This is a genomic window from Blautia sp. AF19-13LB, from assembly GCF_003479105.1.
Lineage (GTDB): Bacteria > Bacillota > Clostridia > Lachnospirales > Lachnospiraceae > Fusicatenibacter > Fusicatenibacter saccharivorans.
On sequence record NZ_QUGO01000006.1, the window covers coordinates 187,674 to 208,473 of the forward strand.

The 20,800-nt window shown below is 49.8% G+C and carries 20 protein-coding genes; 2 read left to right on the top strand and 18 right to left on the bottom strand.

The genetic code is table 11. From position 1 onward, the window contains the following. Positions 1–18 precede the first annotated feature (18 nt). The 5 genes from scfB to ftsH all read right to left on the bottom strand — a co-directional run bounded on the left by scfB (position 19) and on the right by ftsH (position 5,999). The gene (gene scfB / locus DWX32_RS08200; protein ID WP_117509255.1) at positions 19–1,377 is read right to left on the bottom strand and encodes a thioether cross-link-forming SCIFF peptide maturase; all 1,359 of its coding nucleotides are present in this window, start codon (positions 1,375–1,377) and stop codon (positions 19–21) included. 116 nt (positions 1,378–1,493) lie between these two features. After that, on the bottom strand, positions 1,494–1,634 hold the full coding sequence (gene scfA, locus DWX32_RS08205; protein WP_022461131.1) for a six-cysteine ranthipeptide SCIFF: 141 nt from the start codon (positions 1,632–1,634) through the stop codon (positions 1,494–1,496). Positions 1,635–1,767: 133 nt separating this feature from the next. Further along, the gene (locus DWX32_RS19555) at positions 1,768–2,160 is read right to left on the bottom strand and encodes a TIGR04086 family membrane protein (RefSeq protein ID WP_158554962.1); all 393 of its coding nucleotides are present in this window, start codon (positions 2,158–2,160) and stop codon (positions 1,768–1,770) included. A 61-nt stretch (positions 2,161–2,221) separates the two neighbouring features. After that, on the bottom strand, positions 2,222–3,919 hold the full coding sequence (locus tag DWX32_RS19560) for a hypothetical protein (RefSeq protein WP_158565830.1): 1,698 nt from the start codon (positions 3,917–3,919) through the stop codon (positions 2,222–2,224). A 220-nt stretch (positions 3,920–4,139) separates the two neighbouring features. Continuing rightward, the gene (gene ftsH, locus DWX32_RS08215) at positions 4,140–5,999 is read right to left on the bottom strand and encodes an ATP-dependent zinc metalloprotease FtsH (RefSeq protein WP_055219468.1); all 1,860 of its coding nucleotides are present in this window, start codon (positions 5,997–5,999) and stop codon (positions 4,140–4,142) included. A gap of 257 nt (positions 6,000–6,256) precedes the next feature. Here ftsH and DWX32_RS08220 point away from each other — a divergent pair, with 257 nt between their 5' ends. After that, positions 6,257–7,147, top strand: coding sequence for an RluA family pseudouridine synthase (locus DWX32_RS08220; protein ID WP_055219470.1), 891 nt, complete (start codon positions 6,257–6,259; stop codon positions 7,145–7,147). A gap of 113 nt (positions 7,148–7,260) precedes the next feature. On the opposite strand, the gene DWX32_RS08225 is transcribed toward DWX32_RS08220, so the two are convergent. The 10 genes from DWX32_RS08225 to DWX32_RS08270 all read right to left on the bottom strand — a co-directional run bounded on the left by DWX32_RS08225 (position 7,261) and on the right by DWX32_RS08270 (position 16,890). Further along, positions 7,261–7,761, bottom strand: a complete 501-nt coding sequence (locus tag DWX32_RS08225; protein ID WP_022461366.1) for a heme-degrading domain-containing protein — start codon at positions 7,759–7,761, stop codon at positions 7,261–7,263. Positions 7,762–7,952: 191 nt separating this feature from the next. Next, complete coding sequence (locus tag DWX32_RS08230; protein ID WP_117509259.1) at positions 7,953–8,747, bottom strand: RnfABCDGE type electron transport complex subunit B; 795 nt, start codon at positions 8,745–8,747, stop codon at positions 7,953–7,955. 13 nt (positions 8,748–8,760) lie between these two features. Continuing rightward, complete coding sequence (rsxA, locus tag DWX32_RS08235) at positions 8,761–9,336, bottom strand: electron transport complex subunit RsxA (RefSeq protein WP_022461368.1); 576 nt, start codon at positions 9,334–9,336, stop codon at positions 8,761–8,763. Next, on the bottom strand, positions 9,333–10,037 hold the full coding sequence (gene rsxE, locus DWX32_RS08240; protein WP_022461369.1) for an electron transport complex subunit RsxE: 705 nt from the start codon (positions 10,035–10,037) through the stop codon (positions 9,333–9,335). The genes rsxA and rsxE overlap by 4 nt, the downstream gene beginning before the upstream one ends. Next, positions 10,034–10,672, bottom strand: a complete 639-nt coding sequence (locus DWX32_RS08245) for an FMN-binding protein (protein WP_118640217.1) — start codon at positions 10,670–10,672, stop codon at positions 10,034–10,036. The genes rsxE and DWX32_RS08245 overlap by 4 nt, the downstream gene beginning before the upstream one ends. Continuing rightward, the gene (locus tag DWX32_RS08250) at positions 10,669–11,625 is read right to left on the bottom strand and encodes an RnfABCDGE type electron transport complex subunit D (protein ID WP_118659610.1); all 957 of its coding nucleotides are present in this window, start codon (positions 11,623–11,625) and stop codon (positions 10,669–10,671) included. Before DWX32_RS08250 ends, DWX32_RS08245 begins: the two co-directional genes overlap by 4 nt. A gap of 13 nt (positions 11,626–11,638) precedes the next feature. Then, entirely contained in the window at positions 11,639–12,967 is a 1,329-nt protein-coding gene (gene rsxC, locus DWX32_RS08255; protein ID WP_118659612.1) for an electron transport complex subunit RsxC, read from the bottom strand. Positions 12,968–13,073: 106 nt separating this feature from the next. Further along, positions 13,074–13,811, bottom strand: coding sequence for a tRNA pseudouridine(38-40) synthase TruA (truA, locus tag DWX32_RS08260; RefSeq protein ID WP_117509425.1), 738 nt, complete (start codon positions 13,809–13,811; stop codon positions 13,074–13,076). Between the two features lie 76 nt (positions 13,812–13,887). After that, positions 13,888–15,330, bottom strand: coding sequence for an ATP-binding protein (locus tag DWX32_RS08265; RefSeq protein ID WP_118659614.1), 1,443 nt, complete (start codon positions 15,328–15,330; stop codon positions 13,888–13,890). Positions 15,331–15,417: 87 nt separating this feature from the next. Next, positions 15,418–16,890, bottom strand: coding sequence for a vWA domain-containing protein (locus tag DWX32_RS08270; protein ID WP_118659616.1), 1,473 nt, complete (start codon positions 16,888–16,890; stop codon positions 15,418–15,420). A gap of 403 nt (positions 16,891–17,293) precedes the next feature. Here DWX32_RS08270 and DWX32_RS08275 point away from each other — a divergent pair, with 403 nt between their 5' ends. Further along, the gene (locus DWX32_RS08275; protein ID WP_199671272.1) at positions 17,294–17,833 is read left to right on the top strand and encodes an FKBP-type peptidyl-prolyl cis-trans isomerase; all 540 of its coding nucleotides are present in this window, start codon (positions 17,294–17,296) and stop codon (positions 17,831–17,833) included. Between the two features lie 118 nt (positions 17,834–17,951). Here DWX32_RS08275 and DWX32_RS08280 read toward each other — a convergent pair whose 3' ends face one another. The 3 genes from DWX32_RS08280 to DWX32_RS08290 are packed head-to-tail and all read right to left on the bottom strand — an operon-like array spanning position 17,952 to position 20,711. Next, a complete protein-coding gene (locus DWX32_RS08280) occupies positions 17,952–18,830 on the bottom strand; it encodes an ABC transporter permease (protein ID WP_118659620.1) in 879 nt (292 codons plus the stop codon). Next, complete coding sequence (locus tag DWX32_RS08285) at positions 18,815–19,951, bottom strand: FtsX-like permease family protein (protein ID WP_118659622.1); 1,137 nt, start codon at positions 19,949–19,951, stop codon at positions 18,815–18,817. Before DWX32_RS08285 ends, DWX32_RS08280 begins: the two co-directional genes overlap by 16 nt. After that, positions 19,944–20,711: an ABC transporter ATP-binding protein gene (locus DWX32_RS08290; protein ID WP_055219485.1), complete on the bottom strand. Its 768-nt coding sequence runs from the start codon at positions 20,709–20,711 to the stop codon at positions 19,944–19,946. The genes DWX32_RS08285 and DWX32_RS08290 overlap by 8 nt, the downstream gene beginning before the upstream one ends. Positions 20,712–20,800: the final 89 nt, after the last annotated feature.

Consider the following 20,800-nt stretch of genomic DNA (forward strand, 5'->3'; position numbering starts at 1 on the left):
GCGATTTTCCTCTTTTCTTTAATCTTCGGCCAGAGCTGCCTTTATCATCAATGCACACTCGATCCGTTTCTGCTGCATCTTGCATCCGATCTCGTAAACATCGTTGATCTTACCTGTGAAATTGTAGGAGTTTGCCGCGCATCCGCCGCTGCAGTAGAACCGTGCAAAGCACTGGCTGCACTCCTTCTTGGAATAAACGTTGCATTTTTTGAATTCGTTGACAGTTTCTGTCTTTTTCACGCCTTCGTAAACATTTCCGAGGCAGAAATCTTCCTGTCCTACGAACTGGTGGCACGGATAGAAATCGCCCCACGGTGTTACCGCAAGGTACTCGGTTCCGGAACCGCAGCCGGAAAGACGTTTATAAACACATGGTCCGCCGGTCAGATCGATCATAAAGTGGAAGAAATTGAAGCCTCTTCCCTCTTTTTCTCTCTTGATCATCTCTCTTGCCAGAATGTCGTACTGTTCGAAGATCACCGGAAGGTCTTCCTCACGGATCGCATAGTCCTCGGTCGGAGGCGCTACAACAGGCTCAACCGAGATCTGCTTGAAGCCGAGGTCTGCCAGATGGAGAACATCAGCTGCAAAGTCTGTGTTGTAATGCGTGAAGGTTCCGCGCACATAGTATTTATCCTGATGACGAAGCTCAGCGAATTTCTGGAATTTCGGCACGATCAGATCGTAGCTTCCGGCACCTTTGCGGAACGGACGCATGTGATCGTGAACTTCTTTTCTTCCGTCGATACTTAATACGACGTTGCCCATCTCTTTATTGCAGAACTCCATGACCTCGTCGTTTAAGAGAACACCGTTGGTGGTCAGGGTGAAACGGAAGTTCTTGTTATGTAACTTCTCCTGTTCTCTTCCGTAGGCTACGAGCTGTTTTACAACATCCCAGTTCATCAGCGGTTCACCGCCGAAGAAATCTACCTCGAGGTTTCTTCTGCTGCCGGAGTTTGCGATCAGGAAATCAAGCGCTTTTTTGCCGACTTCCAGGGACATCAGTGCACGTCTTCCGTGATACTCGCCCTCTTCTGCGAAGCAGTAACGACAGGCAAGGTTACAGTCGTGTGCAATGTGGAGGCAGAGTGCTTTTACGACGGTCGGACGGTTGGAAAACTGATCAATTGCGTTTTCGTAAATGTCTTTTGTAAAGAGCATGCCGTTATCTGTAAGTTCCTGAATTTCTTCTCTGGCTTCGGTGATGTCCTGCTCGGCATATTTACTGCTAAGCGCCTCTGCTGCCTCTTCTGCATTTTTTCCTTCGTTCATGCAGGAAAGGACATCGTATACGCAGTCATCCACAACATGGACGGAGCCGCTGTTGACGTCCAGCACCATGTTGAAGCCATTGCTTTTATATAAATGTATCACTGTGGTATTCCTTTCTATAACTCTCTCTTTTTTTGATGTGCCTGGCAAAAAGAATGTTCCCAAATCCGGCGAAACCGGTTCTGGGAACACCTTTTACTCGTCCTTATGGATTACTTTTACTTATGCTCGCAGCTCTGGTTGCCTACGGTGCAAGAAGTCTTACATGCGGACTGGCAGGATGTCTGGCACTCACCGCATCCACCTTTTTTTACAGTGTTCTGTAAGCTTTTTGTATTTAAAGTTTTGATGTGTTTCATGGCACATTCCTCCTTCATTGTAGTTGACGCGCGACTTTTTTATAGTCTTCGGCCATTAGCTCTTCCCATTATAGCATAGGTTTTTCAAATTTAAAAGTCTGTTTTTTGAAAAAATGTTCTGTTTTGTCCGCTTTTATCTGCCGTGTGCCGTCATTCCGCCTGCCATTCCGCCGACGGCACAGACTGCTGCCGCCCACAGAAGTCTTCCGGCTCCGGCAAATCCGCCCGGCAGGAAGACTGCGGAGACGATGATCAGAATGGCAAAATACACGATTCCAAAGCAGATGCCCCAGAGAAACCGCCGTTTTCCCGCCATGTTTCCTGCCATTCTTCCGCCGGAAAAGCTTGATGCCAGATAGATCACCACAATGCCCGCCTGCACCCAGCTTTCCTTCCAGGAAAATTTCCAGAGCAGGAAAGACAGCAGCAAAAGAAGAAGCACCGAGATCAGATAGGAAACGAGAAGAGCCTTCAGCCAGCTGATCCCGCTGCCCGCACCCACCGCCCATGTTTTCTTTTCTTCCATAAGAAAAAGCCCTCCCATACTGTAAATGTATGGAATGGCTTTTCCGGATATGCCTGTTTCTTTATTTTTCGTCAAACGGATGATTCTTTTTGAATTCCAGCCATGCGGCCATGCTCTTTGCGCGTTTCGCCTGCATCTGAAGGAATGCCATGCAGAACATAACGGCTGCAGAAAGTGCGGAGCTGATCGCCAGCGGAAGCACCATCGTCTCATCGCCGGTGTTGACCGGGATGCTGCGGATGCTTACAGTGGTCTGTGTCTTCTTCTGCGGAATCTTTGTGCTTCCGGTATTGGAATTGGAAGAGCTGTTGTTACTGCTGCTCTTCGACGGTGTGGCTGTCGGAGTCGGAGTGGATGTCTTATTCGTTCCGTAGTTGTCCGGTCCTACAAGGATCGTTCCTGCGGCACGCAGCGTACTTACGTCATCGGCTGCACTTGCTGTCATTTCACCTGCACTCAGGTTGGATTTCTGCTCTGCAGCTGCAAGCAGTTCATGCTCGCCTTCGTCCGCCGTCTCAGCTTCTGCTGTTTCCGTCTGCTCCTCTGATACAAGGCTTCTGGACAGACTTACTGCCACCGGCTGGATCAAAAGAGAGACATTGGAGATCAGATAGCCGTCTTCTGTGCTGTCCGTACCGGATGGATTGGAAATTTCATCGAAATTTTTTACGGTTTCGTTTTCTTTCTGAATTTCATCTTTTACAAGGTCATCCAGATTTTCATCCTGTTTCCACTGGTCCGATGATGCATCATTTCCCGTTCCGTTCTGGTTATCCTGGTTTGTATCGTCCTGGTTTGTATCATCTGCTGCAGGATCGTCTTTTGCTGTATCATCCGGGGCAGGTGTCACGGTTGGATCTTCTGCCGGAGTTTCCGGATTCTCCGGATTTTCACTGTCATCGGTATTCTCGCCCGGTGCTGTCGTCGGAGTTACTTCCGGCGTTACGGTCGGTTCCGCATCCGGTGTCGGCGCTGCCGTTGGTGTATCCCCTGTATCTTCTCCGTTGTCCGCATCCGGTGTCGGAGTTGCCGTTGGTTCCTCCGCCGGCGTTACGGTCGGCTCTGCGTCCGGCGTTTCCGTCGGTTCTGCGTCCGGGGTCACCGTTGGTTCTGCGGTCGGCTCTGCATCCGGCGTTTCCGTCGGACCCGGAGTTGGTGTTACGGTATCTTCTGCCGCATCCGGTGCCGGAGACTCGCCTGGCGCAAGCGTTGGTGTTTCCGAAACCGTTTCTTTTGCTTTTTCTGCTGCCAGAACAGCCTCATATCCGGCTTCTGTCACCACGATTTCATCTGCCGCAAAAACGGTATCTGTTACTCTTCCCCTGAAGTCTGTTTTCTGCTGTTTCTTTCGATACGTTTCCAGCTCTTTTTCATCCATTCCGACGAATACCAGATATTTTTCTGCTGCTTCCTCCGCTGCCGTTTTGCTGGTATCTGCAGCAGTGTTTTTTTCGGTTGTTTTCCCGTCCGCCTGCAGTTCTGCCGCTGCAACTGCAAGAAGCTCCTGTGCTTTTTCCACGGTTTTTACTGCTGTCTCTGCCGTTGTACCGTCTGCCGTATCATCGCCGGTTTTCAGATTCACATAAACGGCTGCCCGTTTTGTCTCTGTACCGTTCTCCGTTCCGGAGACAGTTTCGTTCTGTACTGCGCTTTTTTCCGTTCCTGCCGATGCGCTGGCACGGAGCGGAACTGCATCGGAAAATACCAGTGTGCCCGCAAGGACAGCACCCATCACTTTCCATGCCTGTTTTTTCTTCATTGCGTTTCTCCTTATGTTCTCTTGGTCTATCTTAAAAAAATCTGTCTTTTTGTGTCATAATTTCGCATTACAGCATTATAGCACAAGAAAGAATCCCGCGCAAGGCTGAAGTCGCCTTGAAACGCGGGATTCGTGAATCACTTTCTTACGCAGTGAAACAGCAAGTGTTTCACTGCTGGGTGAACAGTAACGCGGGATTCTCATCTGCTTTTATCGCTTTTTAGTTTGTTTCCATTCTCGTTGTCGTGAGCTGATCCGGGGATAAATTCAGGATTTCCATAAACTCATCACCTGTGATTGTCTCTTTCTCATACAGATATTTTGCCAGCTCGTGGAGTTTCGGCATGTTATCTTTTAAGAGCTGCTCTGCTTTGTCGTACTGTTTTCTGACTGCTGCAACAACCTTCTCATCAATCTGTGCTGCTGTCGATTCGGAGCATGCCAGGGAAGTGTCACCGCCGAGGTACTGGTTCGTTACCGTCTCAAATGCAACCATACCAAATTCCTCGTTCATACCGAAGCGGGTGATCATGGATCTTGCCACCTTCGTTGCCTGCTCGATATCGTTCGAAGCACCTGTCGTGATGGAATGGAACACCAGATCCTCTGCCACACGGCCGCCGGTCAGGGTTGCAATCTTGTTTTCCAGCTCTTCGCGGCTCATCAGGTTGTGCTCATCTTCATCCACCTGCATCGTATAGCCGAGGGCGCCGGACGTACGCGGGATAATGGTGATCTTCGTAACCGGAGCGGAATGGCTCTGCAGTGCTGCGACGAGTGCATGGCCGACCTCGTGGTAGGAAACGATCAGTTTCTCTTTGTCGGTCATGATCTTATTCTTCTTCTGGTATCCGGCGATGACAACCTCAACGCTCTCCTCCAGATCCGCCTGGGTGACGAATTTTCTTCCATCACGGACGGCACGGAGTGCTGCCTCGTTGATCATATTGGCAAGTTCTGCACCAGAAGCACCGGATGCCATACGTGCGATCGCATTGTAATCGACATTGTCGCCCACGCGGATGTTTTTCGCATGGACTTTCAGGATTTCCTCACGGCCTTTTAAGTCAGGCAGTTCAACCGGCACACGGCGGTCGAAACGGCCCGGACGAAGAAGTGCCGGGTCCAGGGAATCCGGACGGTTCGTCGCTGCCAGAATGACAACGCCTTTCTTTCCATCGAATCCATCCATCTCGGCAAGCAGCTGGTTCAGGGTCTGCTCACGCTCGTCGTTTCCGGAGAATCCGCCGCCGTCACGTTTTTTGCCGACGGTATCGATCTCATCGATAAAGACGATACACGGTGCTTTCTCATTTGCCTGCTGGAACAGGTCACGCACCTTCGCAGCTCCCATGCCGACGAACATCTCGACAAACTCAGAACCGGAAATGGAGAAGAACGGAACATTTGCCTCTCCGGCTACTGCCTTTGCAAGCAGCGTTTTACCGGTTCCTGGAGGGCCGACAAGCAGTGCTCCTTTCGGCATTTTTGCACCAATTTCTTCATATTTTTTGGGATTATGCAGGAAGTCAACAATCTCCTGTAAAATTTCTTTTGCCTCATCCTCTCCGGCAACATCTGCAAATTTAATGCCGGTTTCGGACTGTACATAAACCTTGGCGTTGCTCTTTCCAAAGCTCATCGCATTTCCCATGCCGCCCATCATCTTGCTCGTCATGCGTTTCATCAGCCACTGTCCGAGCGCAACCATCACAACGATCGGTATTACCCATGTTAAAAGAAATTCCATGAGTGGCGACATCTGCTCTATGATCGGCGTTCCGAATTCGGTAATACCTGCCTCATATAAACGATCTACCAGCTTGTAATCATTCATCACACCCGTCTTATAATAATTCGCCGGGCTTGATTTGTCGCTGAAAATAATCTCATTTGACTGGATCTGGACTTCGCTGATTTCGTTGTTATCTACCATCTGCAAAAATTTTCCGTAATCAACTTCTGTTACTTTTGGCTCGAGAAGTCTCGGGAAAAGCAGAAGATTTAACAGCAGAATGACGATCAGCGCAATCACATAATAAAAAATTATGGGTTTTTTCGGTTTTTGCACCTGTTTCATCTGTATCCCCTCCTGTTTCTTGATTTTCTTTCTTTTTTAGTAGCATAAACTTTTCTTTCGCTAAAATCAATCAAATTCTGACATTTCATGAAACTTTTATACTTTTTTATATTTTCGCTATAGAAAGGTAAGTTTCTTGCTTTTCCATCTGTTTTCGGCTATACTTGCGAAAGACTGGGAAAGTCTCTTTTTGAAATTTTGCCCCGAAATGACGGGGTTCATTCGATAAAAAAGCTATAGAAACGGAGGTTTTGTGTATGGGACACAGGTTTACATATGTGGTTTCGCCGGAGGAGGAACGGGAAAATCTGACTGTGGAATGGTTTCTCCGCCGGCATGGATATTCGCGCCATATTATTACGGGCTTAAAACGCACAGAGGACGGCATTTTCCGAAACGGCGTCCGCGCCTGGACGAGCCAGGCCGTGCACGCCGGGGATGTGATCGAAACGCACCTTGTCGAAACAGAACCCTCCGACGGAATTCTGCCGCGGCCGGTTCCGTTTTCGGTTGTGTATGAGGATGACGACATCCTCGTTGTGGATAAACCCGCTGATACGCCGATTCATCCGTCGATTGGAAATTATGAAAATACGCTGGCAAACGGCATTGCATGGTATTTTGAACAGAAAGGTGAACCCTTCGTCTACCGCTGCATCAACCGCCTCGACCGCGACACCACCGGCCTTATCGTGCTCGCCAAGCACGCCTTAAGCGCCGCCGTCCTCTCCCAGGCCATGCGCTCCCGCGAAATCCACCGCACGTATCAGGCCTTCGCCCTCGGCGAAACCGCTGCATCCGGCACCATCGACGCACCGATCGCCCGCCTCAACGGCTCCCTCATCCAGCGCACCGTCGACTTTGCCTCCGGCGAGCGCTCCGTAACCCATTACCGCACCCTCGCGCACTGCTCCGTTTTCTCCCACCTCGAACTCAATCTCGAAACCGGCCGCACCCACCAGATCCGCGTCCACATGGCTTACATCGGCCATCCGCTGCTCGGCGATACCCTCTACAACAAAACTCCCGGCACTTTCCCCCGCCAGGCACTTCACTCTGCATCGCTCTCCTTCGTCCATCCGATCACCGGAGAACCCTTAAACTTCCACGCACCACTGCCGGAAGATATGCAAAACCTGCTGACATAAACCAACCCCCGTGAGTTGCCGCTCACGGGGGTTTTGTTGTCCCTGATGGAACTGTCATGTCTTTTTGCCGGTGACATTGTATCATACACAAAATTTAGTTTCAATCATCATTTTCATACAGTTCTGATTCTCGGTACTTCATCGATATGCAAATATTTGCTGATGCATTTCACAATCACATCATGATCCGAAACCTGTCCCATGCCGGACACTGCTACGGTTGCCACAACGCCGACTTCTTCCACGCAGATCGGAAAACCTCCGCCCAGCATTGCGTATTCCTTCGGGTCCAGTACCATCTGTTTTACGCTCTCCGGCGCATTCGTCGCTGCCATGTAGAGTTGCAGCGAACTCCGCTCCGTCAGAAGCACCGAATTGCTCTTCCGTCTCATCAGCTCCACATTGTGCGGCGTAATGCCGTTATCACAATACTGGAATACAACTTCCCCGTTGCTTCTGCGGATCATGATGCCAACCTGTGCTCCGCGCCGTCTTGCCTCCATCAGGATCATCGTTCCCAGTTCCCATGCGTCTGCATTTGTAAAATGCGTAAACTGCAGAATATCCTCCTGCATATCGAGCACTTTCATCAGTTCATCCATTGTCATTGTCATACTTTTGCCCCGTCCTTTCTGCCATTTTATATTTTTTTAGCTTTTTGCCCCTCGTTTTCTGACTTTCAGTTTATCATTTTCCCAAATTCAAGTCAAGCCAGCCACCACCGGCATTGGCTAACACGATATCACCGAAAAGCAAAAATTCCACGCCGCAGAAGTTCCCTCCCACAGCATGGAATTTCTCATTTTTATTTTTCTACCATAATACACTTCCGCGGGCAGTTCTCCGCGCAGAGGCCGCAGCCTGTACATTTTGCCGGGTCGATCTCCGCGCGCTGGTCCACAACGTGAATTGCATCCGACGGGCAGTTCTTCTCGCACTTCTTACATCCGATACAGCCGATCTCACACGCTGCCATCACCGCCTTGCCCTTCTCGGTTGAGCGGCATTTCACCGTGATCCTCTGCTCATACGGAATCAGGTCGATCAGATTTCTCGGACAGGCCTTCACGCAGGCACCGCATGCCTTGCACGCTTCGCCGTCCACAACGGCAATGCCGTTTTCAATATGGATCGCATCAAACTTACATGCCTTCACGCAGTTTCCAAAACCAAGACATCCGTTTCCGCAGCTCTTCGGACCGCCGCCCGGTACAAAACCAGCGTAGGAGCAGTCCCTTGCACCCGTGTATTCATACTTGTTCTTTGCCACGTCACACGTACCGGCGCACCGTACCACTGCTTTTCTGCGCTCCTGTGCTCCGGCTTCCTGTCCCATAATGGCACCGATCGCTGCCGCAACCGGCGCTCCGCCGACCGGACAGACCGAAATCGGGGCTTCACCCTTTACCACTGCAGCCGCCGCTCCGTCACAGCCCGGGTAACCACAGCCGCCGCAGTTGTTGCCCGGCAGCGCTTCACGGACCTTCGTCTCGCGCTCGTCCACTTCCACATAAAACTTCTTTCCGGCAATTCCAAGGAGAATACCAATCAAAAGGCCGGTTCCACCCACCATCAGGGTGGCTGCTAAAATACCATTCATCTCTTCATCCCTCCTAGATCATTCCGGAAAATCCCATAAATGCCATTGACATCAGCATAGCCGTAAGAAGAACGATCGGCATTCCTTTGAATGACTCCGGGATATCGTTGTACTCCATCTTTTCCCGCAGGCCGGCCATCAGCACCATGGCAATTGTAAAGCCGATTGCGGTTGCCAGACCGTAAACCGTACCCTGCAGAATCGTGTAATCCTTCTGTACGTTGATGAGTGCCACACCGAGTACCGCGCAGTTTGTTGTAATCAGCGGAAGGTAAACGCCGAGCGCTCGGTACAGAGACGGAATCGTCTTTTTCAGGAACATCTCAACGAGCTGTACCAGCGCCGCGATGACAAGAATGAAAACGATCGTTTTCAGATAATCAAGTTCTGCCGGTGCCAGGATAAATTTGTAAATCAGACTTGTCACAAATGAAGAAATCGTGAGGACAAAAATAACCGCTCCGCCCATGCCGGCCGCCGTATCCATCTTTTTGGAAACACCGAGGAAAGCACAGATGCCAAGGAACTGGCTGAGTACGACGTTGTTGACCAGCGCCGCACCGATCGCAATTAAAATCAGTTCTTTCATTTCGCTTCCTCCTTTCCTTTCACAGCCTGGCAGTATGCCTTATTGGCGCATGCCATACAGCCGGTCTCTTCTGCCGGGACTGCCGGTTTTCCGGTTTTCTCTGACTTCTGGCGTTTGATGCGGTTCTGCACCGCAACGAGCATTGCCAGCACAAGGAATGCACCCGGCGCCATGATGAAGATGTTGACCGGCTCGTAAGCACTCGGCATTACCTGGATACCGAACAGGGTTCCGGCTCCGATCAGCTCACGAAACATACCGATCAGGGTCAGGCCGACGGTAAATCCAAGGCCCATGCCGATACCATCAAATAAAGACGGGATCGGACCATGTTTTCCAGCATATGCCTCGGCGCGTCCCAGGATGATACAGTTTACAACGATCAGCGGGATGTAGATGCCAAGGGCGGAATAGAGTGCCGGAATAAAACCTTCCATCAAAAATTCCACGATGGTTACAAACGATGCCACAACAACGATGTATGCTGGCATACGCACGCCGTCCGGGATGATTTTCCGAAGCAGGGAAATCATCAGGTTGGAGGCGGTCAGGATGACCATCGTCGCAAGGCCCATGCCGATACCGTTCTTTGCAGAAGTGGTAACCGCAAGCGTCGGACACATACCCAGCATCATGACGAAGGTCGGGTTTTCTTTTATGATACCATTATAAAGCCGTTCCAGCGGCGTATCTTTTCTCATGAGTTCCCTCCCTCTCCGGAAAGCAGACCGGATTCGTTGCAGTAGTTAAAACAGCAGATTCCTGCATTGACACCGTTTGTTACAGCGTTCGTTGTCAGAGTTGCTCCGCTCAGCGCATCGATTTCATCATCCGCGGATGCGCCGGATTTTGTGTAGGAGAATGCTTCTACGTTTTTATCCTTGAACTGATTCTTGAAATCGTCTGTGTCGGCACGCATACCAAGGCCGGCCGTCTCGGAAAGTGACAGGAAAGAGATTCCTTTTGTCGTTCCGTCCGATGCAATTCCCATCGAGAACTGCATGCCGCCGCCATAGCCTTCGGTTGTGGAGATGATCTCAACCAGGCCGATCGTCGCGCCGGATGCGTCTTTTGCAAGCAGCAGTTCGTCAATCGTCTGTGCTTCAAAACCGTGGCCGATCAGTGCTGCCGTAAGCTCTGCCTGTTGTGCATCGCTCATTGTTACTTCTTCAAAGGAAGCTGCCTCCGGGAATACGTTCTGACAGGATTCCTGTTTTTCTTTTTCCTGCTGTTTCTGGATCGGCTCTAAGGTTACCTGGTGGGCCGCACCGAGAAGCAGGCCGGCAATCAGCGTAATCGCCGCAAGAATCAGTGCGTTTTTTATAATTTTGTTCATGCTTTTTTCTTGCCTCCTCTTCCGAATCCAACCGGCACGGTCACGCGCTCAATGAGCGGAACCAGAAGGTTGGTAAAGATGATGGCATAGGAAACGCCCTCTGCCGAATTTCCAAAGATACGGAATACGCCAGTCAGAAGTCCTAAAATGACCGCGTAGATATACTGTCCCTTCTTTGTGATCGGGCGGGTAACGTAATCGGTTGCCATGAACCATGCGCCGAGCATCAGACCACCGCCAAAAAGATGCGCGCCAAGGAAGTTGATATCAAAACCGTGGCCGCCGAAAATCAGGGCAAATAAAAGCTCTGTTCCGATGTAGATGAGCGGAATATTGAGGTCAATCACATGAATGCAGACAAGGAAAATGCCGCCAATCAGAAGGGCCAGTGCGGAAGTCTCACCGATCGTTCCGGCCGTATTCCCAAGGAACATGGACAGCAGATTCACCTGCTCTCCTGCTTTTGCTGCGGCGAGCGGTGTCGCACCGGATACAGTATCCACGAGGTGTGCGGCTGCCGGGGCAGCGAAGTTTGTCATATGACCCGGGAAGGAAATCAAAAGGAAACATCTTCCTGCAAGCGCCGGGTTCATGATGTTCTGGCCAAGACCGCCGAAAAGCTGTTTTACAACGAGAATTGCAAACACACCACCGATCACCGGCATCCAAAGAGGTGCCTGCACCGGCATGTTCATGGCCAGCAGAAGACCAGTTACCAGTGCACTGCCGTCGGCAATCGTCACCGGTTTCTTCATTCCTTTTTCATACAGATATTCCGTCAGGGGACAGACTGCCATCGAAATCACAATCAAAAGCAGTGCCCGAAGGCCGAAATTCCAGATTCCCACGCAGACTGCCGGGGCAAGGGCAAGCAGGACGGCAAACATGATTTTATCCGTCGTTACCTTGGACCGTGCGTGCGGGGAAGATGATACGTGTAATAATCCATTCATATGTAAGGTCCCCCTATTTCTTCTTTCTCTTTGCCAGAAGCACTTTACGCATTGAGCTGATCTCCTGCGTCAGCGGACGTCTTGCCGGGCAGATAAAGGAACAACAGCCACATTCACAGCACTCCATTCCGCCGTATTTCAGGAACTTCTCTTCCTCTCCGTGCTCCGCAAAAACGGAAAGGCGGGCCGGAAGAATCTGACCCGGACAGACGGAAACGCAGCGTCCGCAGTTGATGCAGGCAGATGGTGCCAGCGCAGATACTTCATCCTCCGTAAGGCAGGTCAGTGCAGATGTTGTCTTGGTAACAGGAACATCCATTGTAAACAGGGCTCTTCCCATCATCGGGCCGCCGCAGATGATCTTGACCGCCTCGTTTTTCAGACCGCCTGCCTGCTCTAAAAGTTCGGACAAGAGCATGCCGACCGGTACTTCAAAGTTGCACGGATTCTGTACAGCATCTCCCGTCACGGTAACGATACGGCTCATCAGCGGTTCGCCGAAGCGGACTGCCTGGTAAATAGCAGTCACGGTATCAATGTTATCCACGATACAGCCCGCGTCCGCCGGCAGCATGGAGGAATTTACCTTTCGTCCCGTTGCTGCATAGATCAGCATACGCTCGGCACCCTGCGGGTATTTCGTTTTAAGCTCCAGAACCTCAATGTTATCCTCCGGAAGCACCAGCTCACGGAACTTCGCGATACAGTCCGGTTTGTTGTCTTCAATGCAGATGACTCCCTTTGCCCTCGGAAACATATGCAGCATGATTTTTAAGCCTCCGATCACCTTTTCCGGCTCTTCGAGCATTCTGCGGTAGTCGCTCGTCAGATACGGCTCACACTCTGCTCCATTGACGAGAATGTGGTCAATCGCTGACGGATCTTTCGGGGATACCTTGACGTGTGTCGGAAAGCCTGCACCTCCCATTCCCACGATTCCGGCCTCTTTGATCTTGTTCCGGATCGTATCTGCGTCGAGTTTTTCCCAGTGCGGGCACTCCTCAAATGTTTCTTTTTCATACAGCCCGTCGTTCTCCACAACGATACAGTCTACCGGGGAACCGGCTGCGGAAACTTTTTTCTCAATTCCTTTTACCGTGCCGGAAACCGATGCGTAAACAGGAGCCGAAACAAATCCTCCCGCTTCTGCGATTTTCTGTCCCTCTTTTACATGGTCGCCTTTTTGTACGGTCGGCACAGCAGGCGCTCCGATGTGCTGTGACACTGCGTAATACAATAAGTTGCCCGGCTGCGCTTTGACAATCGGTTTGTCCTTGGAGAGCTCTTTTCCCTCGTACGGGTGAACGCCGCCATGAAAAGTATTTCTTTTCTTCTGAAACATGCTTTTCACCTCATCCTTTCTCTTTTCTATGCTGCATTTATCAATTCACAGCCTTTTTTCGGTTTTTTATGCAAAAAAGGCTGGTGCATTGCCCTGATTATTTCGGTTATTCATATCGGACTTCTTTTAACAGGAGTCCGCATGCCGGTGCAAGAAAACCCGCACTTTCGCGGTTTTTTGCTTTGAGAAGCTCCATCATTGATGCGATATCCCGTTTTCCCATCCCGGCCTCCACAAGTGTTCCGGTCAGGATCCGCACCATGTGGTACAGAAAACCGGTTCCGGTATAGGAAATGATAAGAATCCCGTCTTTCTCGCAGAAATCAATTCCGGTAATCGTCCGTACTGTCGATTTTTTCATACGTTTGTTGGCACAGAAGCTCCTGAAATCATACGTTCCGATAAACGCTTTCGATGCTTCTTTCATTTTTTCCACATCGAGCGGTGCTTCCGGAAAATACACGTATTTCCGCTCGAAAACATGCTTTCTGCCATCGATCACGATACGGTATTCGTATGTTTTGTCCACCGCATTCAGACGGCTGTGGAAGCGCTCCGGCATCCGCGCGAGGCTGGTAACTTCGATGTCTTCCGGCAGATAATGGTTGATTGTCTGCAGAAGTTCTTCATCGGATAGATCCGTATGGAACTTTGCATTTGCGACCTGTCCCGCCGCATGGACGCCGGCATCGGTTCTGCCCGCGCCGTGGATCTCCACCGGCTCTCCTGCGATCCTGGACAGCAGCGTTTCGAGCTTGCCCTGAATCGTGTTGTCCGTATTTCCCTGCTTCTGCCAGCCGTTATAGCGCGTGCCATCGTACTGCAGGATCATTTTATAATTCATCTTTTTCTTCCTTTCAAATCATTTTTCTCCAGAAATGGGCTTTTCAGAACCATTTTCTTCTTTACAAAGTGGCAGCTTATCCTTCGGCATCCATGCTTTTCTCAATCAAAAAGCTCCGTAACGCTGGACTTCGCGCCAGATTTGCTTCAAACAGCACCACTTCTGCTCCGCCCGGAAAGCTGTTCTGTAAAAATTCAGCGGCACGGCGGATCTGCAGTTTCACATCCTTTACTTCCTTCTCCACTTTTTCCTGTTCCAGTTCACATACCGTTTCAAAAAGCTCTTTCATCTGATCTGAATCGGTTTTGCGACATTTTTTAGCGGTCTCCTCGAGTTTTTTTAACTTTTTCAAGACCCGCGCATTCGTTTCTTTCTCGCCCTTTTTCAGCAGTCCCTGCTGTTTGCACACTGCAAATCCCTGCTCTTTCTGTTGTAGCCAGGATGCGTATGTCTCATCTTTTTTCTGCCTGCAAAGCCCGGTAAACTGGCGAAAGCACTCGGAGAGCTCCTTTGCCGTGTGCTCCTGCTTCTGGCAGGCGGATGCCTCTTTCCGAAGTGCCGCATGAAACAGAGACAGCAGTACAGATCGCTCTTCTGCGGAACCATTTGCCGCCATCTGCTGTTTTTGTGCCATGATTTTTCCGGAAAATGCACCGGTCAGAATCTCCTCCACACCGTAATCCTGTCCATATTTTTCGTAAATCCTGTAGTACGAGCTGAATTCCTCCGCCGTCTTTTCTTCCTGCAAATATTGTCCGATCAGTGCTTCGTCGACCGGAAAATGCAGGATTTCATAACTTTTCAGCACGGCCGACAAATCCTCCCAGCCGCGTGCTGTCACAAAACGCTTCTCATCCACTTCCTGCGAAACAGAATAAAAATGGTCACTGTGTGCCATAAGGTACGTTGTCACGGCGCTGTGGATCTGATTTTTCTCTGCGTAGGAGAGCCAGACGGAAAGCTCGGGAAGCACCTCGATCTTCCGCACACGGTCAAGCGTTGCCACATCAAATTCCCGCACAGATTTATTGTATTCCGGCGGATTTCCGGCGGCCACGATCAGCCAGTCATCCGGGATGTGCTGATTGCCGAATTTTTTCTCCTGCAAAAGCTGCAGCATTACCGGAGCGAGGGTCTCGGAGACGCAGTTAATTTCATCGAGAAAGAGGATACCCCGCTTCTTTCCGGTCTGCTCCATGCAGTCATAGATCGAGGCGATGATCTCGCTCATCGTGTATTCCGTTGTATGTACCATTTTCCCTTCGATTCCACGTGTGCAGATCTCCGGAAGGCCCATGGCACTCTGACGCGTATGGTGTGTCATCGTGTAGGCGACAAGCCCCACACCGCACTCTTCTGCGATCTGCTCCATAATTGCCGTTTTTCCGATGCCCGGCGGGCCGATCAGGAGAATGGGACGCTGCTGCCGGAGGGGAACCAGCGGAAAACCAATTTCATCTCTTGCAAAGTATGCGCGCAGGGCTTTTTCAATTGTCTCTTTTGCTTCTTGTATGTTCATATGTTCTCTCTTATCTTGTGCACTCTTTATGTACTCTCGAAATCTTTCTGTGTTTGATTTTGCGAGATGCTTTTTTGTCAGTTGTGTTCAAAGAGTACATTCTTCTGTCAGCAGTTTTTTTGCCCATTTTGGGACAAGATTCATTTTTTCGGTCTGTCTGACAAAGACAAATGCCGTCTCGTAATCTGGCTTTTGTTCGGGATAAATTCCGTCTCCGTCGGTAAAATAGATCAACGCTTTTAAGTTTCGGAATACATGCTGTTTCCGCAACTCTTCCACTTTCTGAAAGACAGGACGGAAATCGGTTCCGCCTCGGCCCTTGATGGTAATTGTTTCACGGTAAGCTTCCCATTCTTTCGGTGAATGGATCATCGTGACATCCTGCACGAAGCTGTCGCACTGGATCAGGCAGACGTTCCAGCTGGAAAAGAAGTTTTCTTTTTCTTCAAGAATGCTGCGCGTCTCACCAAGGAACTTTGCTACAATTTCTTTTTTGCACGAACCGGATGTGTCGATCGCGATAACCAGCTCTTCGAGACGGTTTCCCTCGCGCGTCTCCGGCGGCTCGATGAAAGGGAAATTTCCGTAATACATAAGCCCATAATGGTAAGCGACTGGATCGAAGCTGTCGAGATCCAGCTCCATTTCCTCGCGGGTAACGGTAAAGCGTTTCAGGAAGCGGCGGTAATCGTACGCTCTTTTTTCGATCCCGGACAGGGTTTCTTTTTTTCCACCACGGTTCTGGCCTCGCAGCAGGCCGCCGGTGCCGTAGTTTTCCGCCAACTTGCGGGAAGCACGTTTCCAGACTGATTGAAAAGACTCGATAAGTTCCGGTTCTTTTCCCGGCACCAGCCATGAAACCGGAGACTGTTTTTCTTTTTCCGGCATCAGCCATGAAACCGGGGGCTGTTCTTTTTTTTCCGGCTCCGGTGTTTCTTTCCCAAACCGGCGGATGCATTCCAGCAGCAGGTGCTGATAGCCTTCCTTGAGGAACGATGAATTTTCGGCACACATGCAGAGTACAAAATCGGAGTTAAAATATATCGTATGACCGTCGGATGTGATGGCTTTTGTCCTGTCGGATGGCTGATGCTGAAAGAAAAGAATCGCTTCACCAAGTTCCGGGTACAACCAGCAGAGGTTTTTGCGGGCTTCTTCGAAAAGCCGGAGCGCCAGCGCTTCTTTTTCTTTTGTGGGCTTTTCTTTTTGAAACGCAGCTTCTGTTTTTCTGCTTTCCGTATTCTCCTGCATCGGATCCTGTGAGCTCCGGTTCAGGAGAATACGGAAAGCCTGCCATTTCTGCTGGTCGGCAGCAAGGTTGAGAAAACGTTTTCGGTCTGCATCGGACAGCCATCCGGTCTGCAGAATACGTTCCAGCTTTGAAAAATCATCCTCACGAATCAGCATTTCGACAGCGGGACGAATGCGTTTCCGCAGGTATGCAGTATATGCGGCTCGCTGTTCTTCCGGAAGATCCTGCGATTCACAAAAGCTGGAAAGTGCAGCCCGGAGGCGCTGCTGTTCGGATGTCGTCGTTCTGAAACTACTCCAGTCATCCATTTTATTCACTCCCTTACTCGCCGCGTTTTCTCACTTGCACTCAATCTTACGCTGCCGCGTAAGCGACATTCGTCGTTCGCCAACTGAAAATAAATTTTCGTTTGACTCACTTGCACTCAATCTTACGCTATCGCGTAAGCGACATTCGTCGTTCGCCAACTGAAAATAAATTTTCATTTGGCTCACTTGCACTCAATCTTACGCTGCCGCGTAAGCGACATTCGTCGTTCGTCAAATGAAAATAAATTTTCATTTGACTCACTTGCACTCATTATATCGTCATTTTTGAGCATTGACAATGTTGGATCGTGTTATTTTTTTCACACTTTTACCATATTTTTATGATATACTTGATATTATAAAATACGATTGCAGTCGTAAAAGCGCAAAGGAGATCCTTTTTATGAACAAAGAAAACAGAAAAGCTGCCAGGGAACGGCGTGCCAAAGAGCGGGAGCACGAAGCGAAAGTAGCGCATTACAAAAAGATCTGGAGCTGGGCCGGACCGGCTCTGATTATCGTTGTGATCGTCGGCCTTATTATTGCCAGCGTACTCGATTCCAAACGACTCTCTGTCAAAAGTGCCTCGGAGGATACCTCCACAGCCTCATCGGCCGCATCCGCCTCATCAGCCTCCACTTCGGCTTCTGCCTCTTTGCAGACCGACACTTCCCTCACCATTGAGGACGGTGATACCGTCAATATCGACTATGTCGGCTCCATTGACGGCGTGGAATTTGAAGGTGGAAACACAAAAGGAAACGGCGCTGATCTTGTGATCGGCTCCCACACTTACATCGATGACTTTGAAGAACAGCTCATCGGCCATCACCCGGGCGACAGCGTAGATGTAACCGTCACTTTCCCGGAAGACTATGGAAAAGACGAACTCAATGGAAAGGAAGCTCTTTTCAAAGTTACCATCAACGGCATTTATAAATAGAACAACCAAAAAGACATCCCCCGCAGATTTTCCGTCTGCGCCGGATGTCTTTTTCTTATTATTTTTTTGTTAAGTTTTTTTCAAAGGCGCTTCGATGTATTAAAAAAAGTACATCTTCTTATTCCACAATTTTGTAATACGCCCGCGCCGTCAGCACATAGACAATCAGGTAAACCACGGCAAACGCCGCAATCGTAATCGCTGTTGCAGCCAGGAACAGATTGCTGTCCGGGAAATTCAGCATTGCCATGATACGCCTGGTCAATGGAAACGCTACCATTGTATGCACCACGGCCACCGCGAGCGGCAGGAAAAAGACCGTTACCACCTGTGACTGAATCGTCTGACGGATTTCTTTGCGGCTCATACCGACCTTCTGCATAATCTGGAACCGTTTTCGGTCATCGAAGCCTTCTGAAACCTGCTTGTAATAGATAATCATAACGGCACCCATCAAAAACAGCGCACCGACGAAAACACCTAAAAACAGAAGTGAACCATACAGACTGTAAACCGTATTGCGCTCTTTTTCGCGCACTTCCACCCATCCGTTAAAAGATGACTCCGTCAGTATCGTCTCAATCTCATCTCCAACTGTGATCTGTTCGCCGGCATCCCCGATAAGATCCAGAGCATATTCCCAACTGTATCCTTCTGGCTCCTTTCCCTGCACAGCCGCATACGCTTCCTTTGCTTCATGGTTCCGCGTCACCACCGTCATTGTCTCATACACCTGCGTCTTCTCATCCAGAATGTACGATTTTTTATCGGTATTCCATTTTTTTACTTCATACGTCTGATTTCCCAGTTCAATCGTATCATACTCATAATTTTTCTGTTTTGCCTGAAAAACCAGAGCCTGCCCTGGTTCCAGCTCTACCTGTTCGCCGGTTACCTGATTGTACTCCGACTCTTCCATGATTTTTATCAGTGTGCTCGCCGCAGCATCATCTGACTGTGTTTTTTCTACTTTGTTTCTATCTACAACAGCAAGCATAACATAGTATCTCTGATCACTTTCATACTTTTTCTGAGCTGCTTTTCTTCCAGATGCTGATCAATCCCAGTTTTCACTTCCTCTATCATCTTCTGACTGACCGGTTCCACCGTCTTCATAATGCCGCTCACGCCAGTATTTGCTTCAATCGAAATCTGATGTGGAAACCGCGTATAGGTAACCTCCTCAATTCCCGTCCACAGACATGTGCTGATGGAGATAACCAGAAGCACACCCGTTGACAGAATACAGATATTCGCAAGACCGACCGCATTTTGCTTCATGCGGTACAGCATGCCCGAAATGCTTGTAAAATGGCGTGTCTGGTAATAGTAATTCTTGTTTTTCTTCAGAATTTTCAAAAATGCAATACTTCCAGCAGAAAACAGGCAGTACGTTCCCACCATAACCAAAGCGATTGCATTAAAAAACTTATCAAGTGCGTCCATCGAGGATTGGCAGGTCAGAGCCAGATAATAACCAACACCAAGCAGCATGAATCCAAGAACCGCCGTCAAAAGCTTCGTTTTCGGTTCCCGCTCACCCTGCGCGCCGCCGTGCAGCAGTTCGACCGGCTGTGAGACGTGGATCTGGCGAAGGCTTAAGAGAAAATTGATCACAAAAGTCAGGCCGAACAGCAGCATCGTACTTCCCACGGCTTTTGCGCTGAACGCAAAACCAATTGTTCCGTTCAGTCCGGTCAGCTTCATCAGCACCAGAAACAGCAGGCGGTACAGCAACACACCGAGCAGAATACCGATTCCAAGCGATGCCGCCCACAGATACAGACTCTCAAAAAAGAGGATCTTCGCCAGATGCTTTTTCTCCATGCCGAGAATCTGGAACAGACCGAACTCTTTTTTTCTTCTTTTTGCCAGAAAACTGTTGCTGTAAATCAGAAAAATCACCGCGAACAGGCCAATGATATAGGTTCCCATCCCCATCACTGTCAGGATCGTATCTTTTCCGATCATGGAATCAAAGCCACTTCCCTGCGCCAGTGTATCCATGATAAAAAACATCACCACCGTGCCGATGCATGACAGCAGATACGGAAGAATATTCTGACGGTTTTTGCTCAAATTTGTTTTTGCCAGTCTGGCATACAGCAGATTATTCATCCCGTTCACCACCCGTCGCAAGAATTGTCAGCGTATCGGAGATCTTCTGATACATCTCATCGCGCCCTAAAGAACCGCGATACAGCTGGTGGAAGACCTCGCCATCCTTGATGAACAGCACACGCTTCGCCGAGCAGGCCGCCTTCACACTGTGCGTTACCATAACAATCGTCTGGCCCTCCTCGTTGATCTCCCCGAACAGTTTCATGAGGCCATCCGCTGCATGGGAATCGAGCGCGCCGGAAGGCTCATCCGCAAGAACCAGCTCCGGATTGGTAATCAGCGCACGCGCAACGGCTGCACGCTGCTTCTGTCCGCCGGACACCTCATATGGGTATTTATTGAGGATCTGGGTGATGCCGAGTTTTTTCGCAATCGGCTCTGCCCGAAGACTCATCTCCTCGTATTTTTTTCCTTCCAGCACGAGCGGCAAATAAATGTTGTCACGCAGGGAAAAGGTATCGAGCAGGTTGAAGTCCTGGAACACGAAACCTAAATTTTCGCGGCGGAATCCGGCAATCTCCTTCTCCTTTAATTCGCCGAGATTCTTTCCATTTAACCGCACCTGTCCGCCGGTTGGCTTGTCGAGTGCTGCGAGCAGGTTCAGAAGCGTCGTTTTTCCGCTTCCCGATTCGCCCATGATTGCAACAAATTCGCCCCGTTCCACTGTAAAATTAACGTCTTTCAACGCTTCCACCCGGTTGCTGCCAAGGCGCGTGGTATATGTTTTTTTCAGATGTTCTACTTCCAGAATTGCCATGTCACATTTTCCTTTCTGTCTGAACTGTTTTCTTAATTGACAAGGCTTATTATACCCGTCCGCGCCCTCTTCTGCCTTAGGATCATCTT